1 protein-coding gene (cut by a window edge) is annotated in these 12,528 nt (G+C 70.8%); it reads right to left on the reverse strand.

Features of this window, described 5'->3' with window-relative positions; genetic code table 11:
• Positions 1 to 12,528, reverse strand: the 3' end of a protein-coding gene (locus PWF70_RS18855; protein WP_286352729.1) for a non-ribosomal peptide synthase/polyketide synthase. 29,535 nt of this gene lie beyond the right edge of the window; only the last 12,528 of its 42,063 coding nucleotides appear in the window; the start codon falls outside the window, past its right edge; its stop codon occupies positions 1 to 3.

Genomic DNA, 12,528 nt, shown 5'->3' on the forward strand with positions numbered 1-12,528 from the left:
TCAGTCATCCCCACCGGGACCACTGCCGTCGGAACCATCGTCACCGTAGCGACCCGCGTCCCCGTTCAGGCCGTTGTACCCGCCGCAACCGTTGTACCCGACCTCGCGGCCGGTCACACCGTTCTCGCCGACTCCCGGCTCCCCCGCGCCGGGCTGCCGGGATCCGATGATGCCCGGCAGGGTCGCACCGGTCGGCCGCGTCGCGGCACCCGCCGACCACGCCAGCACGCGATCACGTTCCGCGGGCGTCACGAGCGGACACTCCCCGACCGCGGCATCCGGTCGGGCGGTGAGCCCGTCGAGGAGCGTAACCAGGCGCTGCGCGAGCAGTTCGACGGTCCCCTCGTCGAACAGGTCCGTGGCGTACACCATCGACGCCGACCAGGACCGGTCCGGACGGGCGACCACCGCGACCGTCAGGTCGAGCTGGGCGGACGTGACCGGCGACTCGAGTGGCGCGACCCGCAGCCCCTCCGCCTCGAGCACCGGTGAACCGCTGCCCGCGTTGGTCAGCGTGAGCATGACCTGTGCCAGCGGCGAGAACGCCCTCGACCGGGTCGGGTTCAGACGTTCGACCAGTGTCTCGAACGGCACGTCGGCGTTGGTGAAGGCGTCGAGGTCGACGACCCGGGTGTCCTCGAGCAGTTCGGCGAAGCTCATCGACGGGTCGACCTCGGCCCGCAGGACCAGGGTGTTGACGAACATACCGATCAGCTGATCGATCTCGGCGCGTCCGCGACCCGCGATGGGCGTGGCCACCGCGATGTCGTCGGTCGCGGTGACCCGGGCGAGCAGCACCGACAGGCCCGCGTGCACCACCATGAACGGCGTCATCCCGCGGTCGCGCGCCAGCGCCGAGATCCGCGTCGCGACGTCGTGCGGGATCTCGAAGTCCACCCGCGCACCCCGCATCGACGCCACGGTCGGGCGCGGGCGGTCGGCGGGCAGTTCCAGCACATCGGGAACCCCGGCGAGCTGACGCAGCCAGTACGACAGTTGCCGGCCGACCACCGACGTCGGGTCGTCGACCGCCCCGAGCTCGCGTTGCTGCCACAGTGCGTAGTCGGCGAACTGGACCGGCAGCGGCGGCAACTCCGGCGTGCGGCCGGCCGCACGGTCGCGGTAGGCGGTCACGACATCGGCCAACAGCGGCCGCATGGACTCACCGTCACCCACGATGTGATGCAGCACCGCGAGCAGGACCCACGAACCCTCGCCGCGCTGCCACAACCGGATCCGGACGGGCACCTCGGTGGTGACGTCGAACCCGGCCGACAGCGCGTCGAGAAGCTCGGCCTCCGAGGCACATTCGACGAGCCGGGGCAGCGCGGCCGGACCGTCGGCGTCGTGGACGACCTGCGTCGGCCGGCCGTCGACGGCGGGGAACGTGGTCCGCAGGATCTCGTGCCGGGCGACGACGTCGCCGATCGCCGCGCTCAGGGCCTCGACGTCGAGCTCGCCGCCGAGTTCGACACCGATCGGCAGGTTGTACGCCGCCGACGCCGGATCGAGGCGGTTGATGAACCAGATCCGCTGCTGCGCGAACGACAGCGGGATCTCCGCCGGTCTGGGCTCGACCCGGATCACCGGAGCGCGCAACCCGCCGCGGTGTTCTCCGAGAGCGGCCAGGGCCCGCGGGGTGGGCGACTCGAATACGTCCCGGACGCCGATGTCGGCGTTCAACGCGTCGCCGACGCGCGCGGCCAAGCGGGTCGCCGACAGCGAGTTGCCGCCGAGGGCGAAGAAGTCACCCGTCACCGACACCGCGTCGACGCCCAGCAGGTCGGCGAAGACGGCCACGACGCGCGCCTCGGCCGCCGTCTCCGGGGCCACGAGGTCGTCCGCCGCGATCTCCGGGGCGGGCAGGGCCCGCTTGTCCAGCTTGCCCGTCGGGGTGAGCGGCAGGGCGTCGAGGACCGTGATCGTCGCCGGGATCATGTACGACGGCAACCGATCCGCGAGATGGTCGCGCAGCTCGCCGACGTCGACGGCCGCGGCCCCGCCCGCTTGCGCGTCCGATGTCGGCACGACGTAGGCGGCCAGGGCGGTCGCGACCGACCCGCCCACCCCGAGCACCACGGCCGTCTGGACACCGGGATACGAGGACAGCGCGTTCTCGATCTCGCCGAGTTCGATGCGCAGCCCGCGCAGCTTCACCTGGTCGTCCGAACGTCCCAGGTACTCGAGCACCAGCTCACCTGACGCCGAGCGCACCCACCGGACACGGTCGCCCGTGCGGTACATGCGATCGCCGGGCACCCCGAACGGGGACGCCACGAACCGTTCGGCGGTCAGTTGCGGGCGCCCGAGGTAACCGCGTGCCAGCGAGACGCCGGTGGCGTACAGCTCGCCGGCCATCCCGACGGGCACCGGCGCCAGGCGCTGGTCGAGGACCAGCAGACCGGTACCCGGCACGGGCGCGCCGATGGTCACCGGTCCGTCCGGATCGAGCGGACCGCTGATGGTGACCGCCACCGACGTCTCCGTCGGACCGTAGGCGTTGTGGAACGCGACCCGGTGCGACCACGCGCGGACGAGGGCGGTGGAGACCGCCTCGCCACCCGAGGCGAGCATCCGCAGTGCGGGCAGCTCGTCGGGTTCGACCGTCGCCAGCACACTCGGTGTCAGGAACACGTGCGTCAGCGCGTGCTCGCGGAGGAATCCGGTGAGCACCTCGCCGCCGACGGCCTCGTCCGGCCGGTAGACCAGCGTCGAACCCGAGGTCGAGGCGAGCAGCCACTCGAGCACCGAGGCGTCGAAACTCGGTGAGGCGTAACCGAGTACACGTGAACCCGGACGGATACCGAACCGCTGCGCCTCGGCGACCGCAAAGGCGTGTGCACCACGATGGGTGACCGCGACACCCTTGGGCACACCGGTCGAGCCGGAGGTGTAGATGACGTAGGCGAGCGCGTCGAGACGCGGGTCACCAGCCATGTCGCCCGGGGTGAGCGGACTGCCGTCGACCTCGCGCACCGCCTCGGAGAGGGTGTGCACATCGATCGACTCGACGTCGCCCGGGACGTCGACGCCCGAGTCCGGGCCTCGTCGATCGGACGTGATGACCAGTCGCACACCGGAATCGGTGATCATGTGCGCGATGCGGTCGGCGGGCAGCGTCGGGTCGACGGACAGGTACGCCGCACCCAGCTTCGCCAGGGCCCACTGCCCGACCAGACGGTCGACGGTGCGTCCCACCGCGAGCCCCACCACGTGATCGACGCCGATGCCCCGACCGGTCATCCACCGCGCGAGACGATTCGACCGCTCGTCGAGCTCGGCGTAGGTGAGCGATGCGCCGGTGCCGTCGGTGACCGCGACGATCTCGGCATGCGTGGCCGCGACGTCGGCGAAGACCTCGCCCAGCAGTCGCGGCTCCGGCGCCGCCGGACCGTTCACCGGGGCGAGCTCGGCGGCTGCCGCCGCGTCGAGGAGGGCGATCGTCGAGGTCGGCCGATCCGCATCGTCGACGGTCGTCCGCAGGATCTCGCGCAGCGCCGCACCGAACACGCGCACCTGGTCGTCGGCGAAGGCCGACGGCAGGTACTTGAGCTTCAGCAGCAGGCGGTCTCCCGACGGTGACGACGCGAGGTTGAGCGGATAGTGCGTCGAGTCGTCGGCATCCACGCCGACGATCTGCAGACCGCCGGCCAGCGACGTGTCCGCGGTCGACAGCGAGTCGGAGTCCACGGGGAACGACTCGAACACGGTGAGGGTGTCGAAGAGGGCACCCATCCCAGCCAGCGCGGTGAGGTCGGCGAGGCCGACGTGCTGATGGTCGAGGACTGCGACCTTGTCGGCCTGCATCGCGGCGAGCACGTCACCGATGGCGGCGTTCGGGTCGACGTCGACGACGCTCGGGACCGTGTTGATGAACAGGCCGACCATGCCCTCGACACCGTCGAGGTCGGACGGGCGGCCCGACACGGTCTCACCGAAGGCGACGACCCGGTTACCGGTCATACGCGACAGCAGTACCGCCCACGCGAACTGCAGGATCGTGCTGACCGTGACGCCGCGCTCGCGGGCGACCCGGTTGATCGCGGCCGTCGTCCCGGCGTCGATCCACTCCTCGTGGTTGCGCGGCAACGAGGTGGTCGTGGCCTCCTCGACGCCGGACACCAGCGTCGGTTCCTCGAGCGGCGACAGCACCTCCCGCCACGCGGCGAGACCCGCGGCCCGGTCGGTGGCGGCGAGACGCCGGACGTGATCACCGAAGTCGGTCTCCGCGGCGATGGTGGCCGTGTACGGGCCGACCCCGGCGTACAGCGCGAGCAGGTCCGCGAGGACCAGCGGCCCGGACCAGCCGTCGAGCAGAATGTGGTGGTTGGTCACGATCAGGCTCAGTGTCGTCTCGGAACCGGCGGCGTGCTCGACACCGACGAACCGCATGAGCGGCGGTGCCTCGAGGTCGAACGGCGTGATCCGTTCGGCGTCGGCGATCTCACGCACCCGTCGTGCGACGTCGACGTCGTCGAGACCCGGGTCCAGGGACACCTCGGACCACGGCAGGTCGGCGCGCGGGGGCACGACCGCCACCAGCGCACCACCGGGGGTACGCACATATCCGCTGCGCAGCACGCGATGATGCGCCACCAGTTCCGCTGCGGCCGACCGCAATCGCGATCGGTCGACGTCGCCCCCGAGATGCAGGACGGCCTGGGTGACGTACACGTCCACGCTGCCGGCTCCCGCCGCGGGCACATCGTCGGCGCCCGACGGGTCGCGCGCCGCCATCTGCGACTGGAAGTACAGACCCGCCTGCAGCGGCGTGAGCGGCCAGACGTCCGCACCCGGGAAACGCACCGCGAGGGCGTCGAGTTCATCCTGCGTGACCGGCGTGCCCGGCACGTCCGCCGGCGACCGGCCCGGGTCGCCGACCGTCGCGACGTGCTCTGCGACAGCGGCGAGTTCGGCCGCCCACAGTTCGGCGAGTGCGGTGATGTCGTCGGTGCCGAACAGAGCCGACGGGAACGTGAAGTTGGCAGTGAGACGACGGGCTTCGCCGTCGCTCCGCGTTCCGACGTTGACGCTCAACGGGTTCAGCGCGACCATCGCGCCCGACACCGACGGCGGCATCCCCGGTGCGCTCGGCGCGCCGGTGAATGGGATGACGTCGTGCGCGGGTTCGGCCGCGGGACGTCCGGCTCGGCCGGCGCCGAAGAAGTTGAACCCGATGCTCGGCAGCGGACGCTGGGCCAGCTCGGTGTCGGCGCCGTAGCGCAGCACACCGAATCCGAGCCCGCCGTCGGGTTGCCCGAGGCGTTCTTCCTTGGCCGACTTCACCGCATGGGTGACGTCGGCGGACGGATCGACGGCCACCGGGGCGATCGTGGTGAACCAGCCGACCGTGCGGGACAGGTCGACGGCGCGTTCGCCGTCGGCGGTGACGATCTCGTCCTTGCGACCGTGGCCCTCGACCAGGACCGTCACGGGTGCGACGTCGGCGATGCCGCGCGCGGCCTGCCACGACCGGACCGCCCGTGCGAACGTTCCCAACAGGACGTCGTTGGCGTTGCCGCGGAACGCTTCCGGCACCGAGGTCAGCGCGGCCTCGGTCACCTGCGCGTCGAACGAGTGGACCACCGACACCTCGGTGGCGAACCGGTCCCGCGACGCGTCGAAGTCGATCCCGAGATCAGTGGGCCGGGCCGGGAGCCGCTCGAGCCAGTACGGCAGCTCGGTGGCGCGCCGGTCGGCCTGTGCGCCGACCGCGTGGGCCCACGCCCGCTCGGACGTCGCCTCGGCACGCAGGGCGATCGGCTGACCCGCTGCCCGCTGCGCCCATCCGGTCACCAGGTCCTCGACGATGATCGGCCAGGACACCGCGTCGACACCGAGATGGTGGATCGCCAGGACGACCCGGCCGACGCCGTCGACGTCGGTGACGATGCCCGCCGCGACGAGTACACCGGTCGACGGATCGAGGTGTGCCAGCGCCTCGCCATGCGCGGCGCGCACATCCTCGTCGTGGCCGGGGGTACCCACCGACGAGGCCGAGGACCGCGCGAACACGTACGGCGCTGCGCTCGGGCCATCGGTTCCCGAACCATCTGGGCTCACGCCGGAACCGGCGACGAGTCGCCAGCGGTCACCGTTGCGGGTGAGACGCGCGGACAGCATCGGGTGCACCGCGATGAGCTCGGACAGCAACTCCGACAACGCGTCCACGGTGAGCCCCGACGGTGCATGAAGCACCCGGTACTGCGAGAAGTCCGCGAGATCGCCCGGCTCCGAAGAGTGTTCGATCATCCACGACATCACCGGCAGCAGCGGCAGGTCGCCGTGCGCGCCGCCCGCGGGTTCGTCGAGCGCCGGCAGGCGGTGGGCCTCGCCGGCGACCACGCGGGCCATCGCCCGGATGGTCCGTTGCTCGAAAATGTCTCGCGGTGTCAGCGTGAACCCGGCCGCGCGAACCGCCGAGGCGAGCTGGATCGACATGATCGAGTCGCCGCCGAGCGCGAAGAACGACTGGGTGACCGAGACCCGCTCCAGTCCGAGCAGACCCGCCACGATGCTCGCCAGGGTCTCCTCCGTCGCGTTGGCGGGCGCGACGTGATCGGCGTCGAGCCCCGCGAAGTCGGGGGCGGGCAGGGCGCGGCGGTCGAGCTTGCCCGCGCTGTTCAGCACGACGTCGTCGATCGGCATCCACAGTGTCGGACGCATGTACTCCGGGAGTGCCTGTGTCACCGCGTCGCGCAGGACCTCGAGGTCCACGGTCGACGGCGCGACATAGGCGACCAGATGCTGTCCGCCCCCCGGCGCGTCGACCACCGTCACCGCGGCGTGCACGACGCCGGGCGCGGCCGCGACGACGGACTCGATCTCGCCCAGTTCGATGCGCTGGCCGCGCAGCTTCACCTGGAAGTCGGTGCGGCCGAGGTACTCGATCTCCCCGTCGGTGTTCCACCGCACGAGATCACCGGTTCGGTAGAGCCGCGAGCCGGGCCGGCCGAACGGGTCGGCCACGAAGCGCTCGGCGGACAATCCCGGTTGCGCGGCATACCCGCGTGCCACCTGATCGCCACCGAGATAGAGCTCACCCGGGACTCCCGTCGGGACAGGATTCAGTCGCGCGTCGAGCACATGGGTGGTCGTGTTCCAGACCGGCACGCCGATCGGCACGACCGACGGTGCCCGGGTCACGTCGGCGTAGGCCACCTCGACCGCCGCCTCGGTGGGACCGAACAGGTTCACGATCCGCACGTGTGGCAGCAGCTCGTGGGCACGGGCCACCACCGCGGGCGGTAGCGCCTCACCGGAGGCGAACAGCCAGCGGAGCGTACCCAGGCGCGAGATCGTCTCGGCCGGTACGACATCGAGGAACACCGACAGCATCGACGGGACGAAGTGCACCGAGGTGGCGCCGCTCGACGCGATCAGGTCGGCGATGTAGAGCGGATCGGCGTGACCGCCCGGTTCCGCGATCACCATCGTCGCACCGGTCAGCAACGGCGCGAACAGCTCCGGCACCGAGACGTCGAAGGTGTACGGCGTCTTCTGGATGATCCGGTCACCCACGGTCCAGGGGTACTCGTCGAGTCCCCACCACAACCGGTTGGCCACGGACGCGTGCGAGACGGTGACGCCCTTCGGCCGTCCCGTCGAACCCGAGGTGAACAGGGTGTACAGCGCGTCGTCACCGCGGATCGGCCGCACGCGCTCGGCGTCGGTGACCGGCGGAGTCGACGGATCGATGTCGCGGGTCGAATCGACGACGACACGCTGGATCCCGTCGTCGAGACCGGACAGGTCGGCCGCCACGGGCCGCGGTCCGACGAGGAGGACCCGCGCGGCCGCGGTCTCGACCATGTAGCGCACGCGGTCGCCCGGGGCCGCGGTGTCGATGGGCACGTACTGCCCACCCGCCGCGGTCACCGCGTGGACCGCCACGACCATCTCCACGCCGCGATCGATGCACACCGCCACCGCGACGTCGGGACCGACGCCCAGCGCCAGCAGCTCGCGCGCCACATCTGCGACCCGGGCTCCGAATTCGCGATAAGACAGCTCACGGTCAGCGAAGGTCAGCGCGATCGTGTCGGGATGCCGGGTAGTGCCGGCCTCTACCCCGGCGACAACGGATTCCGCTGCGATGACGATCTCGGTGCCACGGGACCGACGCAGTATGTCCGCAACCTCGGCGGGTTCGAGGAGCGCCGCCTCAGCCACCGGCGCCTCGGTCCGCGCCGTCAGCTGATCGAGGATCGCGACGAACCTGCGGGCCAGCTGAGCCACGGTGTCCTCATCAAAGAGGTCCCGTGCAAACACGAACTCGAGCGGCCAGTCGCCGTCGCGCTCGGGGACGGTGACACCGACGGTGAGGTCGAGCTTCGCCGGCGGGTCTGCGGGCGACATCGGTTCGATGTCGAGACCGGCAACGGAGGCCGGGGCCGTGTCGGCTCCCATCTCGGGGAGAGCCGTCTGACCGAAGGTCAGCATGACCTGCGCCAGTGGTGCGAACGCCTCCGACCGTACGGGGTTGAGTCGCTCGACGAGCGTCTCGAACGCGACGTCGGCGTTGGCGAACGCCTCGAGATCGGTCTCGCGCGCCTGCTCGAGGAGTTCGGCGAACGTCATCGACGGAGCGATCTGCGTGCGGAGGACGAGGGTGTTGACGAACATACCGACCAGCGGGTCGAGGACACGCTGGCCGCGGCCCGCCACCGGCGTCGCAATCGCCACGTCCTCCCCCGCCGACAGACGCGCCAGCAGAACCGCGAGCGCCGCATGTACCACGATGAACGGCGTCGCGTCGGCCTCGCGAGCGAGGTCGCGCACGCGGTCGCCGATCTCGGCCGGTATCGCGGCACCGACCCGGCCGCCCCGCTGCGAGGCGACGAGCGGCCTCGGCCGATCGAACGGCAGCGTGAGCACCTCGGGCAGATCGGCGAGTTTGTCTGCCCAGTAGGACAACTGGGCGCCGATCACCGAGTCCGGGTCGGACCCGTCGCCGAGGACATCGTGCTGCCAGAGCGCGAAGTCGGCGAACTGGACCTCGAGCGGTTCGAAGTCGGGTGCCCGCCCGGCGACCCGCGCGTCGTAGGCGTTCATCACGTCGGCCAGGAGCGGATTCATCGATTCGCCGTCGGCAGCGATGTGATGGACGACCACTGCGACCACGGATCGGCCCGGCTCGACCGGCCAGACCCGCGCACGGACCGGCCAGTCGGCGCTCACGTCGAAGCCCGCGACGATCGCGCTCTCCAGCTCGCGCTGATCCGCCACGATCCCCCAGTCGAGGCGTTCGGCGATCTGCTCGCGCGGATGGATGAGCTGATATGCCGCCCCCTCGACGGAGGGGAAGGTGGTGCGCAAGACCTCGTGGCGGCCCACCACGTCGGCCATCGCCTGGCGCAGTGCGTCGGTGTCCAGAGGTCCGGTCACCTGCAACACCACCGGGATGTTGTAGGTCGGAAGCGACGGATCGAACTGGTTGATGAACCACATCCGTTGCTGTGCGAACGACAGCGGAACGAGTTCCGGCCGTTCGGCATTCGCGACGATCGGGGGCAGCGCCGCGGCGTGTCCGGACACCTCGCCCACCAGCGCACGTACTGTCGGCGCCTCGAACAGGTCACGCACCGAGGTCTCGACACCGAGTACCTCGCCCACCCGGGCGGCGACGCGCGTCGCCGACAGCGAGTTGCCACCGAGGTCGAAGAAGGACTCGGTCACGCTGACCTGGTCGATGCCCAGGACCTCGGCGAACACCGCGGCGACCGCAGCCTCCTGCTCGGTCTCCGGGGCCACGATCTCGCCGACCTCGATCACCGGTGCGGGGAGCGCCGCCTTGTCGAGCTTGCCGACCGGGGTCAGCGGGAGCTCGTCGAGCACAGCCACCGATGCCGGCACCATGTGCGCCGGAAGTCGTTCGCCGACAAATGCTCTCAGCTCTGCCGGATCGACGTCGGCGCCCGTGGCGACCACATAGGCGGCCAGCGCGGTGGCGACCGAACCGCCGACACCGACGACCACGGCCGAGCGGACCGCCGGGTGCTCGGCGAGAACCGCCTCGATCTCACCCAGTTCGATGCGCAGCCCGCGCAGCTTCACCTGGTCGTCGCTGCGTCCGGAGTACTCGATGACCGGGGCGCCGGTAAAATCCTGTTTCCACCGCACGATGTCACCGGTGCGATACATCCGGTCACCCGGGTGCCCGTGCGGGTTGGCCACGAACTTCTCGGCGGTCAGGCCAGGGCGGTCGAGGTATCCGCGCGACAGCGCGCCGCCGTTGACATACAGCTCACCCGCGACCCCGATGGGGACCGGACGCAATTGCGCGTCGAGCACCATCAGGCCCACGCCGGCGAGCGGGCCGCCGAGCGAGACCGGCTCGCCCACCGCCATCGGCGCACTGATGGTGACGCCGATCGTGGTTTCGGTGGGGCCGTACAGGTTCTGGATCCGCCGGAACGGAGCCCAGCTGTCCTTGAGCGCCTGCGGCACGGCCTCGCCGCCGGCATACACGACCCGGAGTGCGGGAACCGCCTGCGGTTCGATGGTCGCGAGCACGGTCGGCGTCAGGAACGTGTGGGTGATCGCCTGCCGCATCATGAAGTCCTGCAGCGGCGGACCGCCGACGGCGTCAGCGGGACGATAGATCAACACGCCGCCGGACACGGTCGCAAGCAGATACTCGAGCACCGACGCGTCGAAGCTGGGCGAGGCAAAGCCCAGCACCCGCGAGTACTCGTCGGCACCCGACCGGCGGATCTCCTCGGCGGCGAAGTTCGCCAGACCCGAATGTGTCACGGCGACACCCTTCGGGCGTCCGGTCGAGCCAGACGTGTAGATCACGTAGGCGACGTTGTCGACCCGCACCGGCGCACGACGATCCGATGCGGTGATCGGCGCGTCGGACAATCTCTCGATCTCGGCGGACAGCGTGGCGTCGTCGAGACGGAGCCACGAGAAGCGATCCCCGGGCAGGGTTCCCGACGCCTCGACGGCCAGGCCCAGGACCGCGCCCGAATCCTCGACCATGTTCGCCACCCGCTCGGCGGGATAGTCCGGGTCGATCGGCACATACCCACCACCGGTCTTGGCCACCGCCCAGATAGCGGTGAGCAGCTGCGCGGAGCGGCCGATCGCCAGCGCGACCAGCTTCTCCGGGCCGATGCCCTGACCGATCAGCCAGCGCGCCAGGCGGTTCGACCGCGCGTCGAGGTCCGCGTAGGACAGCCAGACGTTGTCGGCGTCGACGACGGCCTGGCGCGGTCCCCACTTCGCGGCGGACTGTGCGAACAGGTCGCCCAGGACGACCGGCTCGGTTCCCGCCCCCCCGGTCACGACCGCGTCGGAGTCGGCGATCGACACCGTCTGGCGCTGGGGCTCGGGTTGCGCTGCGGCGCGGGCGAGCTCGGCAACCGACATCGTGTCGCCGAGCGTGATCTGCCGCAGCGGGGTCCGGGGATCGTCGACGGCCTCGGTCAGCAGTCCGACGAGCTGCTCGCCCAGGCGGACCGCGGTCGACTCGTCGAACAGGTCCGTGGCGTAGGTGATGGTGCCTGCCCACTCCTCGCCGCGGCCGGGCTGGGTCATCCCGATGAGCAGGTCGACGCGCGCCGGGGTCTGACCGGTGTCCACCGGACTCACCCGGAGGCCGGCGACCTCCCCCACCGACAGGTCGGCGCCGGCGAGCTCCGGCAGGGTGGACTGGTCGAAGGTGAGCCAGACCTGGGTGAACGGAGCGAAGGCCGCCGACCGTTGGGCACCGGCAGCATCGACGACGATCTCGAAGGGCACATCGGCATTCGCGAACGCGCCGAGATCGGCCTCTCTGGTGGCCTCGAGCAGATCGTCGAAGCCGCGGTCGAGGTCCACGCTGGTGCGAAGCACGAGCGTGTTGACGAACATGCCGACCAGCGGATCGAGCACGCGCTGACCTCGACCCGCGACCGGGGTGCCGATCGCGATGTCATCGGTCGCCGACAGTCGCGAGAGCAGCGCGGCCAACGCCGCGTGCACAACCATGAAGGGCGTGGCGCCGGTGTCCTGGGCGACGCGCGCGATCCGGTCACCGACCTCGGCCGGCACCGTGAAGGAGACGCGTCCGCCGCGCTGGCTGGCACGGGCCGGGCGGGGGCGGTCGGTGGGCACGTCGATCACGTCCGGCAGACCGGCCAACCGCTCGACCCAGTAGGCGAGCTGGCGACCGACAACGGATTCCGGATCGTCGGGCGAGCCGAGCACGTCGTGCTGCCAGATCGCGAAGTCGGCGAACTGGACCTCGAGATCTGCGAAATCCGGGTCGGCATCCGCGGTTTCGGCCAGATAAGCGGTGACGACATCGCTCACCAGGGGCATCATCGACTCACCGTCGGAGGCGATGTGGTGGGTGACGACCGCGAACACGTGCTCATCCGGCGCCACCTCCCAGATCCGGGCGCGGATCGGCCAGTCGCGCGAGACGTCGAAGCCGGCCGACACCGCGGCCTCGATCTCCTCTTGCGAGGAGACCACATCCCAGTCCAGACGCGCGGCGACCGAGGTCGCGCGGTTGATCTTCTGATACGGCGTGCCGTC

It is taken from the genome of Gordonia sp. Swx-4, assembly GCF_030316175.1.
Taxonomy (GTDB): domain Bacteria; phylum Actinomycetota; class Actinomycetes; order Mycobacteriales; family Mycobacteriaceae; genus Gordonia; species Gordonia alkanivorans.